This is a genomic window from Streptomyces sp. NPDC090108 (assembly GCF_044747185.1).
Classification (GTDB): Bacteria; Actinomycetota; Actinomycetes; order Streptomycetales; family Streptomycetaceae; genus Streptomyces.
On the sequence record NZ_JBIVDQ010000005.1, the window covers coordinates 154,956 to 174,190 of the forward strand.

The 19,235-nt window shown below is 70.5% G+C and carries 15 protein-coding genes; 9 read left to right on the top strand and 6 right to left on the bottom strand.

Features of this window, described 5'->3' with window-relative positions; genetic code table 11:
• Positions 1-681: 681 nt before the first annotated feature.
• A complete protein-coding gene (locus ACIPRD_RS18990) occupies positions 682-2,619 on the bottom strand; it encodes a glycogen debranching N-terminal domain-containing protein (protein WP_401564404.1) in 1,938 nt (645 codons plus the stop codon).
• On the bottom strand, positions 2,616-4,376 hold the full coding sequence (locus tag ACIPRD_RS18995) for an MGH1-like glycoside hydrolase domain-containing protein (RefSeq protein WP_401564407.1): 1,761 nt from the start codon (positions 4,374-4,376) through the stop codon (positions 2,616-2,618). The genes ACIPRD_RS18990 and ACIPRD_RS18995 overlap by 4 nt, the downstream gene beginning before the upstream one ends.
• A gap of 120 nt (positions 4,377-4,496) precedes the next feature.
• Between ACIPRD_RS18995 and ACIPRD_RS19000 the strand changes: the two genes are divergently transcribed.
• From ACIPRD_RS19000 to ACIPRD_RS19010, 3 genes are all read left to right on the top strand, one after another.
• Positions 4,497-5,726, top strand: a complete 1,230-nt coding sequence (locus tag ACIPRD_RS19000) for an ROK family protein (RefSeq protein ID WP_401564408.1) — start codon at positions 4,497-4,499, stop codon at positions 5,724-5,726.
• 620 nt (positions 5,727-6,346) lie between these two features.
• Complete coding sequence (gene ppdK, locus ACIPRD_RS19005) at positions 6,347-9,094, top strand: pyruvate, phosphate dikinase (RefSeq protein WP_356397670.1); 2,748 nt, start codon at positions 6,347-6,349, stop codon at positions 9,092-9,094.
• Between the two features lie 674 nt (positions 9,095-9,768).
• The gene (locus ACIPRD_RS19010) at positions 9,769-10,038 is read left to right on the top strand and encodes an AAA family ATPase (RefSeq protein ID WP_401564412.1); all 270 of its coding nucleotides are present in this window, start codon (positions 9,769-9,771) and stop codon (positions 10,036-10,038) included.
• On the opposite strand, the gene ACIPRD_RS19015 is transcribed toward ACIPRD_RS19010, so the two are convergent.
• The 4 genes from ACIPRD_RS19015 to ACIPRD_RS19030 all read right to left on the bottom strand — a co-directional run bounded on the left by ACIPRD_RS19015 (position 10,030) and on the right by ACIPRD_RS19030 (position 13,264).
• Complete coding sequence (locus ACIPRD_RS19015; RefSeq protein ID WP_401564414.1) at positions 10,030-10,653, bottom strand: hypothetical protein; 624 nt, start codon at positions 10,651-10,653, stop codon at positions 10,030-10,032. The genes ACIPRD_RS19010 and ACIPRD_RS19015 overlap by 9 nt on opposite strands.
• Before the next feature lie 393 nt (positions 10,654-11,046).
• On the bottom strand, positions 11,047-11,931 hold the full coding sequence (locus ACIPRD_RS19020; RefSeq protein WP_401564417.1) for a phosphotransferase family protein: 885 nt from the start codon (positions 11,929-11,931) through the stop codon (positions 11,047-11,049).
• Entirely contained in the window at positions 11,928-12,827 is a 900-nt protein-coding gene (locus ACIPRD_RS19025; RefSeq protein ID WP_401564420.1) for a hypothetical protein, read from the bottom strand. Before ACIPRD_RS19025 ends, ACIPRD_RS19020 begins: the two co-directional genes overlap by 4 nt.
• Positions 12,827-13,264: an ATP-binding protein gene (locus tag ACIPRD_RS19030; RefSeq protein WP_401564423.1), complete on the bottom strand. Its 438-nt coding sequence runs from the start codon at positions 13,262-13,264 to the stop codon at positions 12,827-12,829. The genes ACIPRD_RS19025 and ACIPRD_RS19030 overlap by 1 nt, the downstream gene beginning before the upstream one ends.
• Before the next feature lie 204 nt (positions 13,265-13,468).
• Between ACIPRD_RS19030 and ACIPRD_RS19035 the strand changes: the two genes are divergently transcribed.
• The 6 genes from ACIPRD_RS19035 to ACIPRD_RS19060 all read left to right on the top strand — a co-directional run bounded on the left by ACIPRD_RS19035 (position 13,469) and on the right by ACIPRD_RS19060 (position 19,189).
• A complete protein-coding gene (locus ACIPRD_RS19035) occupies positions 13,469-14,311 on the top strand; it encodes a helix-turn-helix domain-containing protein (RefSeq protein WP_401564426.1) in 843 nt (280 codons plus the stop codon).
• Positions 14,312-14,319: 8 nt separating this feature from the next.
• The gene (locus ACIPRD_RS19040; RefSeq protein ID WP_356397689.1) at positions 14,320-14,523 is read left to right on the top strand and encodes a DUF397 domain-containing protein; all 204 of its coding nucleotides are present in this window, start codon (positions 14,320-14,322) and stop codon (positions 14,521-14,523) included.
• 414 nt (positions 14,524-14,937) lie between these two features.
• Entirely contained in the window at positions 14,938-16,053 is a 1,116-nt protein-coding gene (locus tag ACIPRD_RS19045) for a UbiA family prenyltransferase (RefSeq protein WP_401564429.1), read from the top strand.
• A gap of 160 nt (positions 16,054-16,213) precedes the next feature.
• A complete protein-coding gene (locus ACIPRD_RS19050; protein WP_356397695.1) occupies positions 16,214-17,464 on the top strand; it encodes a sugar ABC transporter substrate-binding protein in 1,251 nt (416 codons plus the stop codon).
• On the top strand, positions 17,461-18,363 hold the full coding sequence (locus tag ACIPRD_RS19055; protein ID WP_401564432.1) for a carbohydrate ABC transporter permease: 903 nt from the start codon (positions 17,461-17,463) through the stop codon (positions 18,361-18,363). Before ACIPRD_RS19050 ends, ACIPRD_RS19055 begins: the two co-directional genes overlap by 4 nt.
• Positions 18,356-19,189, top strand: a complete 834-nt coding sequence (locus tag ACIPRD_RS19060; RefSeq protein ID WP_356397701.1) for a carbohydrate ABC transporter permease — start codon at positions 18,356-18,358, stop codon at positions 19,187-19,189. Before ACIPRD_RS19055 ends, ACIPRD_RS19060 begins: the two co-directional genes overlap by 8 nt.
• Positions 19,190-19,235: the final 46 nt, after the last annotated feature.

The window sequence follows — 19,235 nt, forward strand, 5'->3', positions numbered from 1 at the left end:
CCGGGGGCGGGCCCCGGAGTCCGTCGCGGACGGCTCTGCGACGGGCTCCGCCCCGGCAGCGGTCTCGGTAGCGGTCTCGGGAGTCGTCTCGCCGGCGGGAGTGCCGTCGGCCGGGGACGCCTCGGCGGCTGCGTTGTCGGCGTCCGGGGAGGATGCCTCCTCGGACGCCTTCCCGGTGCCCGCGGGAGACGCCTCCGCGGACGCCTCGACTTCCCCGGCCTCCGTACCTATTCCGGAGTCCGCGTCTTCCGCGCCTTCCGCGCCTTCCGCGGACTCCGCACCATCTCCGGCCCCCGCACCTTCTCCGGACTCCGCACCGTCCCCGGAGTTCCCGGAGTCCCCCGACTCCCTGGACTCCCCGGAGTTCTCAGATCCCTCGGGGCCCCCGTCCTCCCCGGGGTGTTCGAGTTCCTCCGCTCTCTCCGGGGCGTCCTCGGTCCGCTCGGCCGAAGCCGGTGACTGGCGCGTGCTCGTGTGCTGAGGCAACCCGGAGGTCCTTCCGTACCCGTGGCGAAATGGGCGGGCCACGCTGGGGAGGCTGGACAGCGCCGGAGAACCGGCCTGCCTGGCCCGCCGCCCTTTCGTACGGGAAGTTCACCGCCCCTGTTCACAGTCCAGGGCAAACACACGGCAAACCCCACACCAACGGTTCCTCCGGACAAGGCGCGCCGGGCGGGCGGCCTACGCGCCGCCCACCGCGGTGAGCAGGGCCAGGGGAGCCGCCGCGGAGCGGGATTCGCGGACGCACGCGTGCGGGCAGGGCACCGGCTCGGGGTGCGTGTCGCGGCCGTAGCCCGCCAGCACCTCGGGCAGCCGGTGCCCGGCCGCGGTCGCCGCGTCGACCAGGGCGTGGGCGACCGTACGGGCCTCGTCGTGCAGGCCGTAGCGGGCCAGGCCCAGCGTGATCAGCGCGTTGTCGTGCGGCCAGACCGAGCCCCGGTGGTAGGAGAGCGGGTGGTACGCCGGCTGCCCCGAGGCCAGGGTGCGCACGCCCCAGCCGGAGAAGAAGTCCGGCTCCAGCAGCCGCCGGCCGACCACCTCGCCGTACTCCTTGTCCAGCAGCCCCGACCACAGCAGATGGCCCGCGTCGGAGGCCAGCGCGTCGACGCGGCGGCCCTCCCCGTCCAGGGCGAGCGCGGGGAAGGACCGCTCCGGCATCCAGAAGTCCCGCTGGAAGCGGTCCCGCAGGTCGGCGGCCGCCTGTTCCAGCAGGGCGGCGTACGTCTCGTCGCCCCACACCGTGCGCGCCAGCCACGCCGTGCGGCGCAGCGCGTCGTACGCGTACCCCTGCGCGCCCGCCGCCATCACCGCGCCCGACGGACGGGAACCGTCGGCGCAGCAGATCGCGCCGGGGGAGTCCTTCCAGTTCTGGTTGGCGAGACCGCCCTCGTCGGCGCGGTAGACGAGATAGCCGCGCGAGGTCAGGCCGCCGTGGTCCAGCATCCAGCCGATCGCCGCGCGGGCGTGCCGCTCCAGCCGCCAGGCCAGCAGCGCGTCCCCGGTCCGCTCGACGTACGCGCCGAGCAGGACCAGGAACAGCGGGGTCGCGTCGACCGAGCCGTAGTAACGCCCGTACGGCACCTGCCCGAAGTGCGCCAGTTCGCCGTGCCGCACCTCGTGCACGATCTTGCCGGGCTGGGCCAGGGGGGAGCGGCTCTCACCCTTCGCCTGGGTCGCGGCCAGCGCGGGCAGCGTGGCGGCGGCCAGCTGCGGGCGGTACGGCAGCGCGAACAGGGAGGCGAGCAGGGCGTCCCGGCCGAGCAGGGTGAGGAACCAGGGGGCGCCCCCGGCCGGCACGCGCAGTTCCTCGCCGTCCGGACCGGTCGCCGGGACCTGGAGCGAGGCCAGGTCGGTCAGGCCCCGCGCGCAGGCCGCCGCCAGCTCGGGCCAGCCGGTCGGGAAGGCCACCCCCTCGAAGAACCCGCCCTCCAGCGCGAGGACATGGTCGCGCACCGCGGCGGGCGAGCGCGGCACCCGCAGGGCGCGTTTGTCGCCGTGCGGGCGGGCCATCACGCGCAGCACCAGCTCGGCCGTGCCGTGGGGCTCCAGTTCCAGGGTCCACACCAGCCGGCGGGCACCCGTGCCGGTCTCCTCGACGGCGTCCGGCGCGGGGTCGGCCGTGATGGTCGTACAGGACCGCCATTCGCCCCGGCGGTAGCCGAACTCGAGCCCGTCGTCGAGGACCTGGCGGGTGCGTACGGCGCCGGTCTTGGCGTAGGTGCGGTGGTCGGAGCGGAGTTCGAACTGGTCGGTGAAGTCGGCGTCGGCGGTGAGCGCGATCCGGACGGTGATGGGCACCGGACGGTTGCTGGTCATCCGCAGCGACTCGACGAACGAGCTGTCCCCCACGGCCTGTTCCCGGAACAGGGTGTGCGCGGGCGGCTCCTGCCGGCCGCCGCGCGGCACCAGCACGCAGCGCGCCGCGTCCCCGTCCGCCACCGGCGTGAGCACTTCGGGCACCGCGCCGTCCACGGTGAGCTGCCAGCGGCTGAGATGCCGGGCGTCCCGTACGAACAGCCCGTCCGGGGAGCCGCCGCCCCGGACCCCGCTGATGTCGCCCTGGTCACCCACCACGGCGAACGTCGCGCCGTGCACGAGCAGATGATGCCGGTCCGTCATCCCCGGTCCCCTCCCTTGTCACTCCTGTCGAACGCGCTGGTGTCCGTGGAGGACACGCTGTGCTCCGGCCGCCCGTGCAGCAGGTCGAGCGTGAGGGCGGCGGTCCAGCCGAAGCCGAGCGCCCCACACGCCTCGCCCGTGTACGGGTCGACGTACTCCGCGAAACCGCTGTCGCCCGCGGTGCGCAGGAACGCCTCCCGCAGCGCGTCGGCGGCCGCCTCCTCGCCGTGCGCCCTGAGGCCCCGCTCGATCAGCCAGCTGGTGTTGAACCAGGCCGGGCCGCGCCAGTACCGGTGCGGGTCGAAGGCCTCGCCGAGCAGGTCGTAGCTCGGCACCAGGCCGGTGCGGCCGCCGAGCCCGAAGCGGGGGCCGCGCAGGGTGCGGACGAGGGCGGCGGCCACCTCGCGGGGGAGGCCGGGCAGGAGGAGGGGGACGAGCCCGGAGACGCCGCGCTCGGGGATCAGGACCCCGCCCGGCGGCCGTGCCTCGCGTCCGCCGCCTCCGCCCCTGCCACCGCCTCCGCCCCTGCCACCGCCTCCGCCACTTCCACCCCTTCCGCCGGTTCCCCCTCGGCTTCCCCCGCCGGTTCCCCCTCGGCTTCCCCCGCCGTTCTCCCTCCCGCTTCCCCCGCCGTTCTGCTCTCCGCCGCCCCCGTTCCCGTCCCCGGCCCGCAGGTCCCGGCACAGGAACATTCCGCTCTCCGGGTCCCAGAGGCGCTCCACCAGTGCCGCGGTGAGCCGTTCGGCGCGCGCGTGGCGGGCGGTGCCCGGCGCCCCCAGTTCGGTGGCGATCCGGGCCAGGGCCTGCTCGGAGGCGATCAGCAGCGCGTTGAACGCCGGGTCCTCCACGGCGAACTCGCCGCCCCCGTCGGCGTACCCCGCGTCCCGGTAGTCCGCCGCCAGCCGCACGTACCGCCCGTAGTCCAGATCCGTCGGCCGGTCCTCGGGGGCGCTGTGGCCGAGGTCGGCGCGGCGGAAGGAGCGGGCCGGGGCCGGGGTGACACGGGCCAGCGGGGCGTCCCAGCAGGGGCTGTTGTCCATGCCCTGCTCCCAGGGGTGCACGACCGACACCAGCCCGCCCCCGCCGAGGTCCCGGCGGTGCAGCAGATACCGGTGCCAGGCGGCCAGCCCCGGGTAGAGACGGGCGAGGAAGCCGCGCGCCCGTGACAGGCCCGGGTCGGCGCGGTGCACCAGCCACGCCGCCAGCGCGTGCACCGGTGGCTGCACGATCCCCGAGGTCTGTACGGTGCGCGGGGCGCCCGCGGCGCGCCCCGCGGACGAGGAGCGCCAGAAGTCGGGGCTCGGGAAGTACGCGTCGAGGGGCACGGAGGGGTTGAAGACGATGTGCGGGACGCGCCCGTCGGCCCACTGGGCCGCCAGCAGCGTCTCCAGCTCCGTCTGCGCCCGCAGCGGCGATAGGTGCCGCAGCCCGATGGCGATGAACGCGGAGTCCCAGGACCACTGGTGCGGGTACAGGTTCCGGGAGGGGACCGTGGAGGCGCCCGTCCAGCCGGCCGCCAGCACCCGGGCCGCGGCGACCCGCAGCGATTCGGCCGGCGGGGCGGCCGGGGCCGGGTTCTCCGACGGCGCGGAAGCCGTGGATGCCGCAGAAACCGCGGATGCCGTGGAAGCCCCGGATACCGCAGAAGCCGCGGATGTCGCGGATGCCGTGGACGGCGCGGATGGGGCGCCGGGCGGCGGATCGTATGCGATCTCGTGGTCCGTGACACGGGCGATGAGCTGGGCAGTGCGATCCACTCGGGGCTCCCCGAAGACGTCTGGCCGACCTGGTTTGGCTTTGCCTATCGCAGGGTTACGTCTATTTAACACGCAAAACTCAATATGTAAGGCAAACTTGAGAAGCACAAGGGGGTGGGCATGACCGGAGCGCCCGGCAGGACCGGAAGGTCCGTCAGAAGCAGTGGCCAGGGAACCGCGGGCGAGCTGCTCGAACTGGTCCGCAGCGGACGGGCCGTCACGCGCGGGGCGCTCCAGCAGGCGACCGGACTCTCCCGCGCCACCGTCCATCAGCGGCTCGACCGGCTGTTCCGGGCCGGCTGGCTGCGCGAGGGCGCGGGCGGCCCGGTCGGTTCGCCGCTCGGCGGCCGCCCCTCGCTCACCCTGGAGTTCGACGGTTCCCACGCGGTGGTCCTCGCCGCCGATCTCGACACGCGGCACGCCCGCGCGGCCGTCCTCACCCTGACCGGCGAGCTCCTCGCGGAACACTCCGGCACCCTCGTCGTCGAGGACGGGCCGGAGGCCGTGCTCGGCGAACTGGGCGGCTGGTTCGCCGAGTTGCTCGTCAAGGCCGGACACCGCCCGGAGGAGGTCTGCGGGATCGGCCTCGCCGTGCCGGGCCCGGTGGACAGCGGGACGGGCCGCGTGGTCCAGCCGCCGATGATGCCCGGCTGGGACGGGTACGACATAAGGGGCCGCCTCTCCCGCGCCTTCGGCGAGCGGGCCGGCGCCCCCGCCGTCCCGGTCCTGGTGGACAACGACGCCAACCTCATGGCCTACGGCGAACAGCGCGCCGGACACCCCGACTGCTCGGCCTTCGTCCTGGTCAAGGTCTCCACGGGTATCGGTGCCGGGGTCGTCGTCGACGGCTCGATCTACCGGGGCGTGGACGGCGGCGCGGGCGACATCGGCCATATCCGCGTGGGCACGGACGCGCTGTGCCGGTGCGGTTCGTACGGCTGTCTCGCCGCCGTCGCCAGCGGGGGCGCGGTGGCCCGGCGGCTCGTCGAGGCGGGGGTGCCCGCCGCGTCCGGCTCGGACGTGCGGGACCTGCTGGCCGCGGGCCACCCCGGCGCCGCCGCGCTGGCCCGGGAGGCCGGCCGCCAGGTCGGTGACGTCCTGGCGACCGTCGTCACCCTGCTCAACCCGGGCGTGCTGATGATCGCGGGCGACCTCGCCGGCACGGCGTTCCTGACCGGCGTGCGCGAGCTGCTCTACCAGCGGGCACTGCCCCGCTCCACCGCCCACCTGGACGTCGTCACCGCCAGGCTGGGCGAGCGGGCCGCACTGTACGGCGCCGGGGCCCTGGTCGTGGAGCACCTGTACGCGCCGGAGCGGGTCGAGGAACGACTGTCGGCGCTGGGCGTCTGAGGGCGTCTGAGGACGTCGGGGGCGCCGAGGGCGCCAGGTGCGCCGCGAGCGCCGGGGGTGCAGAGGGCACCGGAGGCGCGCGAGCCCCGGGGGACGCGCGAGCACTGCCGCGAGACCGGGGCGTCGGCGCGAGACCGGGATGTCGGCGCGCCGGGCGTAAGACACCCGGACAAGCCGCCGCCGTCGCCGGAGGCGTTCCGTGACGGCCGTGTTCACCCCGTGTTTCCCGTCCCGGAAGCCGTCCGCATGGTGGGAACGGGCGCGCTGTGGCAGCGTGATTCTCGCCACCCTTGATAAGGGTTGCGCTCAGATGAGCGGATTGCCGACGGCTGCACTTCTCCAACGGGTGGCACTCAGTGCCACGGTTTGATCGTTCATCGATCGAACTCAGACGCGCTATGTGCTGCTCAGGTGAGCACCTAGAGGCCCTTTCGGGTGGTCATTCCTTCAAGAAGTGAACACAAGACGGGCTGTCGGCTTGCCAAGCCTTGACTTTCGATCCTGTGGCGGAGGGTGCGTTACAGGCACATGACGCACAAGTGGATGTACCCAGGAGCCTTCGATCTGGGTATGTTCCTGGCCGTCAGGGCAGCCACCGCGGCCTCAAGGAGTCGAGACCCGTGTCGGAAAACAAAGATCCTCAGGTAGTCGAGCAGGGCCGGAGCGTTGAGGCCGTGAAGTTCGTCTACGACTTCACCGAGGGCAACAAGGGCCTCAAGGACCTTCTCGGCGGCAAGGGTGCCAACCTCGCCGAGATGACCAACCTGGGCCTCCCGGTGCCTCCGGGCTTCACCATCACCACCGAGGCCTGCAAGGTCTACCTGGACAGCGGCGAGGAGCCCGCCGCCCTGCGCGACGAGGTGAGTGCGCACCTCGACGCCCTTGAGCAGAAGATGGGCAAGAAGCTCGGCCAGGCCGACGACCCGCTGCTCGTCTCCGTGCGCTCCGGCGCCAAGTTCTCCATGCCCGGCATGATGGACACCGTCCTGAACATCGGCCTCTCCGACAAGTCGGTGCAGGGCCTGGCCAGGCAGGCCGGCGACGAGCGCTTCGCGTGGGACTCCTACCGCCGCCTCATCCAGATGTTCGGCAAGACCGTCCTCGGCGTCGACGGCGAGCTGTTCGAGGAGGCCCTCGACAAGGCCAAGGAGGCCAAGAAGGTCACGGTCGACACCGACCTGGAGGCCGCCGACCTGAAGAAGCTGGTCACCACCTTCAAGAAGATCGTCAAGAAGGAGGCCGGCCGGGACTTCCCGCAGGACCCGCGCGAGCAGATGGACCTCGCCGTCAAGGCGGTCTTCGACTCCTGGAACGGCGACCGCGCCAAGCTGTACCGCCGCCAGGAGCGCATCCCGCACGACCTCGGCACGGCCGTCAACATCTGCTCCATGGTCTTCGGCAACCTCGGCCCCGACTCCGGCACCGGTGTCGCCTTCACCCGCGACCCCGCCAGCGGCCACCAGGGCGTCTACGGCGACTACCTGCAGAACGCCCAGGGCGAGGACGTCGTCGCCGGCATCCGCAACACGGTCCCGCTCGCCGAGCTGGAGTCGATCGACAAGAAGTCGTACGACCAGCTCATGCAGATCATGGAGACCCTGGAGAACCACTACAAGGATCTTTGCGACATCGAGTTCACCATCGAGCGCGGCCAGCTCTGGATGCTCCAGACGCGTGTCGGCAAGCGCACCGCCGGTGCCGCCTTCCGGATCGCCACCCAGCTGGTGGACCAGGGCCTGATCGACGAGACCGAGGCGCTCCAGCGCGTCAACGGCGCCCAGCTGGCCCAGCTGATGTTCCCGCGCTTCGACGAGGACACGAAGATCGAGCAGGTCGGCCGCGGCATCGCCGCGTCGCCGGGCGCGGCGGTCGGCAAGGCGGTCTTCGACTCGTACACCGCCGTGAAGTGGTCCCGTTCCGGGGAGAAGGTCATCCTGGTCCGCCGGGAGACCAACCCCGACGACCTCGACGGCATGATCGCGGCCGAGGGCATCCTCACCTCGCGCGGCGGCAAGACCTCCCACGCGGCCGTCGTCGCCCGAGGCATGGGCAAGACCTGTGTCTGCGGCGCCGAGGATCTGGAGGTCGACACCAAGCGCCGCCGGATGACGGTGGCCGGCGGCCACGTCGTCGAGGAGGGCGACGTCATCTCCATCGACGGCTCCTCCGGCAAGGTCTACCTGGGCGAGGTCCCGGTGGTCCCCTCCCCGGTCGTGGAGTACTTCGAGGGCCGGATGCACCCGGGTGCCGACGACGCCGACGAGCTGGTCGAGGCCGTGCACCGCATGATGGCCTTCGCCGACCGCAAGCGCCGGCTGCGGGTGCGCGCCAACGCCGACAACGCTGAGGACGCGCTGCGCGCCCGTCGCTTCGGCGCCCAGGGCATCGGCCTGTGCCGTACCGAGCACATGTTCCTCGGCGACCGCCGCGAACTGGTCGAGCGGCTGATCCTCGCCGACACCCAGGAGGAGCGCGAGGAGTCCCTGAAGCAGCTGCTGCCGCTGCAGAAGAAGGACTTCGTCGAGCTGTTCGAGGCGATGGACGGCCTCCCGGTCACGATCCGTCTGCTCGACCCGCCGCTGCACGAGTTCCTGCCCGACATCACCGAGCTGTCGGTCCGCGTGGCCCTCGCCGAGTCCCGCCAGGAGCCGCACGAGAACGAGCTGCGCCTGCTCCAGGCCGTCCACCGCCTGCACGAGCAGAACCCGATGCTGGGTCTGCGCGGTGTGCGCCTCGGCCTGGTCATCCCCGGCCTGTTCACCATGCAGGTCCGCGCGATCGCCGAGGCGGCCGCGGAGCGCAAGGCGGCCAAGGGCGACCCGCGCGCGGAGATCATGATCCCGCTCGTCGGCACCGTCCAGGAGCTGGAGATCGTCCGCGACGAGGCCGACCAGGTCATCGCCGAGGTCCAGGCGGCCACCGGCACCGCGCTCAAGCTGGCGATCGGCACGATGATCGAGCTGCCGCGCGCCGCCCTGACCGCCGGCCAGATCGCCGAGGCCGCGGAGTTCTTCTCCTTCGGCACCAACGACCTGACCCAGACGGTGTGGGGCTTCTCCCGCGACGACGTGGAGGCCAGCTTCTTCACGGCGTACCTGGAGAAGGGCATCTTCGGCGTCAGCCCGTTCGAGACGATCGACAAGGACGGCGTCGGCTCCCTGGTCAAGGCGGCCGCCAAGGCCGGCCGTGCCACCCGCCCCGACCTCAAGCTCGGCGTCTGCGGCGAGCACGGCGGCGACCCCGAGTCGGTCCACTTCTTCCACGAGGTCGGCCTCGACTACGTCTCCTGCTCCCCGTTCCGCATCCCGGTCGCCCGCCTGGAGGCCGGCCGCGCGGCGACCCAGTCCGAGGGCAGCGACCACCGCTGACCCCTGCGGGCCGGCACCTTGTGCGGGGGTGCCGGCCGGCGCGGACGCACCTGCCCGCGCGGGAACGCCGACCTGTGCGGGCGCGTCCACCCGTGTGGGCGCGCCGACCGCCCAGACCCCGGAACCGCCGTCGGTCCCCGACCCTCAGTACCGATCGACGACGGTTCCGGCGCACGAAAAAGAGAGGCGGCACCCTGTGCGGGGGTGCCGCCTCTTCGTGCATGAGCTGCGTAGGCTGTCAAGCCATGACGCTGACCAGGCGAAATGGCGTTTGCTGGCGTTGGCTACTGCTGAGCCCGCGTGACACCGTTGTGCCCTCCGATGCCGTGAGCCAGCAGATTTACAGCGAACTCCCCCCGCTTTGACCTGCGGCTTCCCACGAACTTGCCCTATCCGGGGGATGCCTGGGGGAATCGTTCGATCAGAGGCTTAAGCAAGGGTCGGGGCGCCACGGCCTCCATGTGGCTACAGGCAAGCCGCCTGCAGAGCCGGGGCGCCCGGAGTGAGCCGAAACTCATAGGTCTTTAAATGCCAGAAATTGAACATATCGCACAAAACCAAACAGTCATCCGACTTTTACCAAACAGGTTGCAGGCACCCAAGTACCTCAGGGGGGATTTTCAAGCACTCCACTCACTTTGGAGCGCAGAGCGAACAGAAGGCTTGTGATCCCCATGAGGCTCGTAGCAGTTTCGATCAAAAATTTCCGAGGCGTCAACGGCCGGACGTCCGTGGCCGTGAACGACTTCACGGCCCTGGCCGGCATGAACAACTCGGGAAAGTCCACTCTGCTGGAAGCCTTGGACATCTTTTTCTCCGAAAAAGCACCAGACAAGGAAGATCTCTGCAAATCTGCGACAGAGGGGAAGTCGCGAAAGGCTGCGGCAACGTGCAATCGTCCCCTTACGGCAGCGTCTCTTCCTGTGCAGAGCACATCACGATGACCTTGGCTCGCACACCTTCTCATCCTTGCCATTCCGGATGACTTCCACGGGGTCCGACCGCCTGCCGGGCAGGTCCGCATACTCGATGCGCCACCTCGCCTGCCCAGGAACAGGAGTCACCTTTTCGTCGTAATCGGTCACGTTGACGGCCGAATTGACGACTATCGAGTTGACCTCGTCGGACAGGAGAATCGCGAACAGTCGATAATGGTAGTTAAATCGCGTAGCGCCGCCGACGTTGACCTGGACGGCCTTCCACTGCCCCATCCCTTTCGTGCTTGTTTGCACCGCCTCGCCCTTGCCCACGAGAGTGATGCGCTTCTCCCCTTCTGCGCTTGATCCTGTCATGAGCGCAACCCATAGATGCTGACCCGTAGGGATGATTCCATGGCCCGAAACGAATTCCACGCAACGGGAGATGGTTGAACTATCTGCTGGCGTATTGATCGAAATCGATCTATCGGGCTCGCTCTTCTCTGGAAAGAGAGTCTGCCAATTTACCGCGAGCGTGCTACCTCCCAAGAGGACGGCGACTATGCCCGTGATCACTTTGCGGACGGCGGTACCCGTCAGGAACCGCCACGCATCCCCTATCCGCTGCTGAAAGTTTGACATGTCGCAAAGCATGGCGGCTTGCAGTGGTCGACAACCTGCCACTTCCCACGCTGTGACGACGTCGTGACACTCGGCGACTAGCGCGTGCTCGCCATGAGCCGTTCACGACCGAGATGAGTATGAGGGTCATCTCGATCCAGGACGTGTTCGCCGGCGTGCTGAAGCGGCTACTCGTTGGCCGCGAGGATGGCTGAGCCATGCCGGACGACGGCGGTGTTCAGCTCGGCCCGGAAACGTGGGAAGGGACCGACATGATGGACGCCGCGCCGAACGATGTGCCCTGAGAGTGCCCTGGGAGGGGCGACAGACCCCGAGTTCCCTGGTCAGGGGGCTGGTCTTGCACCCTGTGCGGGGGTGCCGCCTTTAGGCGTGAGGGCATGGGGGGTGGGTGGGTCAGTGCCGTTGGGGTGGGAAGAGCCAGGGCAGGGCTGTGAGGCTTTTGGTGAGGTAGGTGTGGTGGCCTGGTTCGAGGCCGTAGGCCATGTCTTCCAGGAGGGCGCACCTGGCGTAGAAGGCGGCTCGGGTGCTGATCTCCTCGCGGTCGGCCGGGTAGGTGTTCAGGGCCGCGTGGACCGCTTCGGGGCCCAGGTCCCGGTGGAGGAGGCCGAAGTCGTACGCCGGGTCGACGATCGCGGCGTCGCTCCAGTCGATGACGCCGGTCACCGTGCAGGTGTCCGGGGCGACGAGAACGTGCTCGATTCCCAGGTCGTTGTGGGAGAAGACCAGGGTGTGTCCGTCGGCCGGCGGCGGCGCGGCGAGGAACGCCTCCACGGCCGGGCGGTGTGTCTCGGGCATCCTCGGGGCCACGGCGGCGTAGCTCTCCGCGGCCTCCCTCAGCCACTGTTCTTTCGGCTGGTCGTCGGTCTCCACCAGCTCCGCCACCCGGTCGAGTGGCACGCCGTGCAGGGTGGTGAGCAGTTCGCCCAGTGCGGCCGCGACCGATATGCCGTGGGCTGAGCGGTGCGGTGGAGGTACGTCGATCAGTGGCAGGCCGGGAAGCTTGAAGTAGGCCAGGCAGCCTTGCTCGGCGGCCGTGAACACCGGCTCCGGGACGGGCAGCGGCGAGATGTCCGCGACCGCGGCCAGCAGCCTGGCCTCGCGGTTCACCTTCGCTGCCCGGACCCGCGCGTCGGGCTCCTCGGCGAACCGAAGGATCAGCTCACCGTTGACCTCGTAGGCGGTGTTGTCCTCGCCCGCCCCCAGGAGGGCCACGGAGTCGATCCGGTAGGCGGGCAGATGGGTGGCCACGAGGCGCGCCACCTCTCGGTGTGTCCTCATCGCTCCTCGGTGAACAACTCCGCCGCATCCGTGGCGTTGACGGCGCGGCGGGCCCAGGTGTCGAGTTCGTCCGGGTCCCCCGACGCGTTGACGCGCTCTCGGACGTCGTCGGGGACGGGGATGTTCCGCCATTCGAGGACGCGGAGGATCATCTGCCGCTGATTCTCGACGCGCCCCTGTTCGCGCCCCTGTTCTCGCCCTTCTTCGCGCACCTGTTCGGCGAGGGGGTGGCGCCAGAAGTACTGGATGGCTGTCATCAGTTCCCTCCACTGCTGCTGTGCCTGGGGGTCGGTCAGGCAGGAGTCGACGAATTGGACGAGGACGGCGGCGCTGTCGGGGTCGATGGTCCGCAGGGCGGATGCGAGGGGTTTCAGTATGGCGGTGGCCTGCGGGCCCCGCCCATGTGTCATCGCCGAGAGCACCGCGAGAGTGACGTCCTGTTCGGCCTGGCGTTCATCGGTGATGAGCGGGACGTTCTCCGGCCCCAGTACGAGGGGTCGGACGGTCAGGGAGTGCCAGTCGCGGAAGCCGAGGCGGATGGGGCGGGCGGCCCAGCGGGCAGTGGCGTTGTTCTGGGTGATGACGATGAGGACCGGCTCGCACCGGTACTTCTCGTAGAGGTACGACAGGTAGTACGGCCAGCTCCCGCGCTTGCGTTCGTCCACCCTCCCCTGGGACTCGACGACCAGGAAGTACGTGCCCTCGTCCGTCTCCGCCCGCAGCAGCGTGTCCACACGCCGTTCGACCGGTTCGATCTCGGTGAGGTCCACGTTCAGCGCGGCGATCTCCCGCGGTTCGGGGAACGGGACGTGCAGCACGCGTTGTAAGGCGCGCGTCAGAAGGGCCGGGTCCTTCTGGAAGATCCGGTGCAGGGCCTCGTGCGGCGAGCCGACCATCAGTTCTCCTTTCCCATGACGTGATCAACGAGCCGAGCCGTCGCGAGTTCGCACCATACGAACTTGCCCCGGTTGCCGAATCTTGCCGAGGGCTGCCAGCCCCAGAGGTCGGCGCAGGCCCGGACCAGTGCGAGGCCTCGGCCGTCCTCCAGGTCGGTGCACTGGTCCAGAGGCCGCGGGGGTGCCGGTGGGCCGGGGTCCGTGTCCCAGGCGCCGATCCATACGACGCCCTCCGCCGTGCGGCGCACCCGCAGCGCGGCAGGCCCCTTGGTGTGGCGTACGGCGTTGGAGACCAGCTCCGTCGCGAGGAGTTCGGCGGTGTCGGTCAGGCCGATCAGGCCGTGCATGGTGAGGATCAGGCGCAGCAGGCGACGGCAGATCGTGACTGCCCGCAGGTCGTTGGGGATGGAGAGGGTGTAGTCCCAGGTTTCGGGCATGCGTCAGCTCCGAATCGGTGAGGGGGAGTTCGGGGCGCGGTGGCATTGCCGTGGCCGTCGTGGCAGGGACGGCACGGTGCGCTTCCGCAGTGCGTTCGCTACGTCACTGACGGTAGGTCTTTATTTACATACCGAGCAAGCGGATCGCGTAATCTGCCCCTGAACGAGTCGCGATCGCGGGTGTGTTGGACCGAGGAGCAGCGGATGGGCTTGAGGCGCGAACCGACGGCACGCCAGATGCGCTTGGGCGCCGAACTGCGCAGGCTCCGTGATGCGGCAGGTCTCAAGGCGCGCGAGGCGGCAGAACTTCTCGGGGTGAGCTCCGTCCAGATCAGTCAGATCGAGGCCGGGCTCGCAGGCGTGAGCGAGACGCGGTTACGCCGCCTTGCCGCGCATTACCTGTGCACCGACGAGGAACTGCTCTCCGCCCTGGTGGCGATGGCGACCGAGCGTACGCACGGCTGGTGGGAGGACTACCGGTGGCTGCTGACGAAGCCGTTCCTCGACCTCGCCGAGCTGGAGCACCATGCGGCCTTCCTGCGGGAGGTCCAGTTCCTCTTCGTCCCGGGCCCTCTTCAGACCGAGGGCTACGCGCGTGCCGTTTTCGGCTACCGGGTCCCTGAACTTCCGAGGGAAGAAGTTGAGTTGCGTGTACGCCATCGCATGCAACGCCAGGCAGCCATCGTCGGCACCCCGTACGAGGCGGTCATCCATGAGGGCGCCCTGCGCATCATGGTCGGTGACCGCGCCGCCTCGCGGGCTCAACTGGCCGCCGTGCTGGAGCGTTCCGAGGCGGAACACGTCACCGTGCGCGTCATCCCCTTCCACCTGGAGGGATTCGCCGGTGCCGCCAGCGCGATGACGTACGCGGGCGGGGCGGTGCCGAAGCTGGACACCGTCGTACGCGACGGCCCGCACGGGGCGGCCTTCATCGATTCGGAAGCCCAACTCGGCGCCTTTCGAACGCTCTTTCATAAAGTGGAATCCGTGTCGCTCGACCCCGAGCGCTCACGCGACTTCATCCACAAGCTGGCGAAAGAGCTGTGAGGCGAACCATGGACACCCCTGACAACTGGCGGAAGTCGTCCTACTCCGGCCCCGGTGACGGAGACTCCTGCGTGGAGATCGCCACCCGGTCCAGCCGCATAGCCATCCGCGACTCCAAGGACCCCGCCGCCGGCACCCTCACCGTTCCGGCCGCCGCCTTCACCCCCTTCGTCGAAGCCCTGAAGCGGTCGAGCCGCGCGGACATCGCCTGACGGTCGGCCGGATGCCGGGGACGCATGGGGGCGGTGTGAGTACGGGTACTCATGTCGACGAGCCGTAGGGCAACGCATGCTGTCCCGGACGTGGTCGCCACGTCACGTCGGCAGAAGGGTGTCGAAGGTGGAAGCGGGAGCATCGCCCGGCCCGGTGGATCAGCCGGAGGAGCCTGAGCGGTCGAAGGGGGAACGAGGGCCGGACGGCCCACCTCCACCCCGAGGGGCACGTACGGGCCGGTCCAGCTCGCCCCTGCAACGGACCGTCACGGTGCTCGGCTTTGCGCTGGGCGGCATCCTGCTGCTCAGCGGGCTGCTGGTCGTCGGCGTGATGGTGCTGCTGTGGACGGGTTCCATCCAGCTGTTTCCGAACAAGTGAGAGGGGACAGCCAGATGAGGAGAGAACGGTCGTCCATGTCACCGCTCGCGGGTACCGCGCTCCGGATCCGCGTGCTGGTCACGCTCTGCCGTCCGGCCGTGGCGGTGCTCTTCGCTCTCTACGCGGCACTCGGCCTCGCCCAGGCCGGCCAGGCGGAGCGCCCGCTGCTGCTGGCCCGCTGCCTCGTACCGGTGGTGGCGTTCCTGCTCTGCTCGGTGTGCGTGAACGACCTGTCCGACCAGGCCGTGGACCGGGTCAACCTGGCCGGTGACAGCAGCCGCCCGCTCGTCACCGGCGTGGCCGGCGCCCGCGACCTCGTCGTCACCGCGGTGACGGCCGGAGCCGTCGCGCTCGCGGCGGCCTTCCTGCTGGGCCCGCGCCCGGGGCTGGTCATGGCCGCCGCGCTGGCGCTCAGCGCGGGCTACTCGCTGCGCCCCGTCCGCTTCGCCGACCGCGGAGCCGTCGCGGCGCTGGTCCTGCCGGCCTGCTACGTCGCGCTCCCTTACCTGCTGGCCCTGACCGCCACCGGCCACGGCATCGGCCCCCGCGACCTGCTCATGCTCGCCGGCCTCTACGCGGGCTTCGTCGGCCGCATCGTGCTCAAGGACTTCCGTGACGTGCGCGGCGACGCGCTCTTCGGCAAGCGCACCTTCCTGGTCCGGCACGGCCGCCGCGCGACCTGCCTGTTCAGCGCCTGCTTCTGGAGCGTCGGCTGCGGCGTCATCCTGCTCGCCACACCGTCCCGTACGCCGGTGCTGATCGCCTCCTACGCCCTGTGCCTGGGCGTCGTCCTGCTGATCCTGCGCACCCTCGCGGGCGACGTGGGGCACCGCGAGGAGGAAGCGCTGATCACCGGCGTGGCCGCGATCGGCCGGGGACTGCTCACCCTCCAGCTGACCCATCTCGCGGTCGGACAGGCCGGCTGGAGCGCCCCGGCGAGCTCCGCTGCGGTGGGCGCGCTGACGCTGCTGGCCCTGGCGCAGGCGTACGTCATGGTGCGCAACGGCCCGAGGACGAACCTCACGCTCGCCTCCCTGCCACCCCACGCCCCCGAGGCCCTCCCGGCGGACCTGGCCGACCCGACGGCGCCTGCCCTCCCGGCCGACCTGGCCGACCCGGCCGCGCCTGCCCTCCCGGCCGACCCCGCGTAGCCGGCCCTCCCCGCCCTCCCGGCCGGTACGCGCCGGCCCGCGCCTGCCCTCGCCGAGAGGCTGAAGAAGACCTGACACACGGCCGCAACCCCTCTTTCGTAATCGGCGCCCATGGTTGATCGTTGGGCCGTGCATCGATGACGAGCGTCAGGGGGCACAGATGACCGTGAGCCGTAGGGTGCTGTTGGGTGCGGGCCTGGGGGCCGGGCTGCTCACCGCCTGTGGGTCCAACACCGGGCGGGGCGGAGGCGGCGGATCCGGGCCCGTGCTGTCGCAGTGGTACCACCAGTACGGGGAGACCGGGACCGAGCAGGCGGTCGAGCGGTACGCCGCCGCCTACCGGAAGGCCGACGTCAAGGTGCAGTGGCGGCCCGGCAACTACGACGAGCAGACCGCCGCCGCGCTGCTCACCGACTCCGGGCCCGACGTCTTCGAGGTCAACGGGCCGAGCCTCGACCAGATCCGGGGCGGCCAGGTCGTCGACCTGACGGAGCTGCTGGACGGGGTGAAGGACGACTTCAACCCGGCCGTGCTCACCCCGAAGACCCACGACGGGAAGATCTGGGCCGTCCCGCAGGTCATCGACATGCAGATGCTCTACTACCGCAAGAGCCTGCTGAAGGACGCCGGGGTCGAACCGCCCACCACCCTGGACGCCCTCGTCGACGCGGCACGGAAGCTGACCCGGGACAAGGTCAAGGGCCTGTTCCTGGGCAACGACGGAGGCGCCGGTGTCCTCGGCGGAACTCCCCTGTACGCGGCCGGACTCGAACTCGTCACCCCCGACGGCCGCATCGGCTTCGACGACCCCGCCGCCGCCCGCACCCTCGGCAAACTGCACCGGCTCCACGCCGACAGGTCCCTCCTGCTCGGCGCGCCCGCCGACTGGTCCGACCCCTCCGCGTTCCTCCAGGGACTGACCGCCATGCAGTGGTCGGGACTGTGGGCCCTGCCCCAGGTGCGGAAGGAACTCGGCGACGACTTCGGGGTGTTGCCCTTCCCCGCCGACGGCCCGCAGGGGAGGGCCGCCGTGCCCGTCGGGGCGTACGGCGCCGCCGTCAGCGCGCGGAGCGGGCACCGGCAGGACGCCAAGGACTTCGTGAAGTGGCTGTGGGTCGAACACACCGACTACCAGAGCGACTTCGCCCTGTCCTACGGCTTCCACATCCCCGCCCGGATCTCCCTCGCCAGGAAGGCCGCCAAGCTGCGCACCGGAGCGGCCGCCGACGCCGTCCGCTTCACCACCGACCACGGCCACGCCCAGCCCCTGCTGTGGACCCCGGCGAGCCAGACCGCCTACCAGGACGCCCTCGACCGGATCATCCGGGGCGGGGCGAGCCCGGAGAGCGAACTGCGGCCGGTCGTACGGAAAGTGTCGGCCGAGCTCGACCGGGTGAAGAAGACGTCGTGAGGCAGCGCGGCGCGCTGTGGTTCTGGGTGTTCACCGGGCCCTTCGTCCTCGGGCTCGCCCTGTTCACCTATGTGCCCCTGCTCTGGAGCCTCGGGCTGAGCTTCTTCGACGCGCACAACACCGTCACGCCCACGCACTTCACCGGCCTGGACAACTACACGGCGATGCTGCGGGACACCGCGTTCACGGACAGCCTGAAGACCTTCCTGGTCTTCACCGCGTTCATCGTGCCCGTCACCTACGCCGTGTCCCTCTCGCTCGCCCTGATGGTCAACCGGCTGCGGTGGGCCCAGGCCTTCTTCCGGTCCGTGTTCTTCCTGCCCGCCGCGTGCAGTTACGTCGTGGCGGCCCTCGTCTGGAAGATGTCCCTGTTCAGCGGGGTGCGGTTCGGGCTGGCCAACACCGTGCTCGACCGGTTCGGCGCCGACTCCGTGGCCTGGCTGTCCACCACCGACCCGCCCTGGTACTGGCTGGTGATCGTCACCGTACGGCTGTGGCTCCAGGCCGGCTTCTACATGATCCTGTTCCTCGCCGGGCTCCAGCGCATCGACCCGGCGCTGTACGAGGCGGCCGCCGTGGACGGGGCCCGGCCCGGCTGGACCGTGCTGCGGCACATCACCCTGCCCCAGCTGCGGCCCACCTCGGTCGCGGTGGTCCTGCTGCTCGTCGTCAACGCCTTCCAGGCCTTCGACGAGTTCTACAACCTGCTGTCCGACGCGCGCGGTTACCCGCCCTACGCCCGGCCTCCGCTCGTCTACCTCTACTACACGGCCCTGGGGCAGGGGCAGAACCTCGGGCTGGGCAGCGCGGGCGCGGTCGTCCTCGCCCTCGTCATCGCCGTCGTCACCCTCGCGCAGGCGCGGTGGCTGCGGCTGGGAAGGACGGACGCCGATGGATGACGCCCTGGTACGGGCCGGACGGGCCCTGCGGGCGGTCCTGCTCACCGCGCTCGCCCTGCTCTTCCTGATCCCGTTCTACCTGCTGGTGCGCAACGGCCTGGCGAGCGAACAGGAGATCACCTCGCCCGCGTGGACCTTCTTCCCGCACACGCTCAGATGGGGCAACGTCCGTGAGCTGTTCGACGACCCCTCCGTGCCGTTCGCCCGCTCGCTGCTCAACTCCGCGCTCATCGCGGTCGCGACGACCCTCGGCACCCTGCTGCTCGCCTCCCTCGCCGGGTACGGTCTCGCCCGCATCCCCTACCGGCACGCGAACAAGGTCTTCTACGGGATCCTCGGCACCCTCCTCGTCCCGGCCGCCGTGACCTTCGTGCCGACCTTCGTGCTGGTGTCCTCGCTGGGCTGGGTCTCCACGCTGCGGGGGCTGATCGTCCCCACCCTGTTCTCCGCGTTCGCCTGCTTCGTCTTCCGGCAGTACTTCCTCGGCTTCCCCCGCGAGCTGGAGGACGCGGCACAGGTCGACGGGCTCGGCCCCTGGCGTACGTACTGGCTGGTGGTCGTACCGAACGCCCGGCCCGTGTTCGCGGCCGTCGGCACGATCGTGTTCCTCGGCGCCTGGAACTCGTTCCTGTGGCCGCTGGTCATCGGACAGGACCGCAACGCCTGGACCGTCCAGGTGGCGCTCTCCTCCTTCACCACCTCCCAGGTCGTCCGCCTGCACGAACTGTTCGTGGCCGCCGCCGTGTCGGTGCTGCCGCTGCTGGCGGTGTTCCTCTGCTTCCAGCGGTGGATCGTCGCCGGAGTGGAACGCTCCGGCATCGACTGAGCCCGCTCGGGCCTGAAGGGCCTTTCTTCCGGATCAGGCCGGGCAG

What these genes read in the sequence shown, in the direction of transcription:
- ACIPRD_RS18990 (WP_401564404.1), bottom strand. Translation starts at nt 2,619, where the DNA reads ATGACGGACCGGCATCATCTGCTCGTGCACGGCGCGACGTTCGCCGTG.
- ACIPRD_RS19000 (WP_401564408.1), top strand. Translation starts at nt 4,497, where the DNA reads ATGACCGGAGCGCCCGGCAGGACCGGAAGGTCCGTCAGAAGCAGTGGC.
- ACIPRD_RS19010 (WP_401564412.1), top strand. Translation starts at nt 9,769, where the DNA reads ATGAGGCTCGTAGCAGTTTCGATCAAAAATTTCCGAGGCGTCAACGGC.
- ACIPRD_RS19015 (WP_401564414.1), bottom strand. Translation starts at nt 10,653, where the DNA reads ATGTCAAACTTTCAGCAGCGGATAGGGGATGCGTGGCGGTTCCTGACG.
- ACIPRD_RS19020 (WP_401564417.1), bottom strand. Translation starts at nt 11,931, where the DNA reads ATGAGGACACACCGAGAGGTGGCGCGCCTCGTGGCCACCCATCTGCCC.
- ACIPRD_RS19025 (WP_401564420.1), bottom strand. Translation starts at nt 12,827, where the DNA reads ATGGTCGGCTCGCCGCACGAGGCCCTGCACCGGATCTTCCAGAAGGAC.
- ACIPRD_RS19030 (WP_401564423.1), bottom strand. Translation starts at nt 13,264, where the DNA reads ATGCCCGAAACCTGGGACTACACCCTCTCCATCCCCAACGACCTGCGG.
- ACIPRD_RS19035 (WP_401564426.1), top strand. Translation starts at nt 13,469, where the DNA reads ATGGGCTTGAGGCGCGAACCGACGGCACGCCAGATGCGCTTGGGCGCC.
- ACIPRD_RS19040 (WP_356397689.1), top strand. Translation starts at nt 14,320, where the DNA reads ATGGACACCCCTGACAACTGGCGGAAGTCGTCCTACTCCGGCCCCGGT.
- ACIPRD_RS19045 (WP_401564429.1), top strand. Translation starts at nt 14,938, where the DNA reads ATGTCACCGCTCGCGGGTACCGCGCTCCGGATCCGCGTGCTGGTCACG.
- ACIPRD_RS19050 (WP_356397695.1), top strand. Translation starts at nt 16,214, where the DNA reads ATGACCGTGAGCCGTAGGGTGCTGTTGGGTGCGGGCCTGGGGGCCGGG.
- ACIPRD_RS19060 (WP_356397701.1), top strand. Translation starts at nt 18,356, where the DNA reads ATGGATGACGCCCTGGTACGGGCCGGACGGGCCCTGCGGGCGGTCCTG.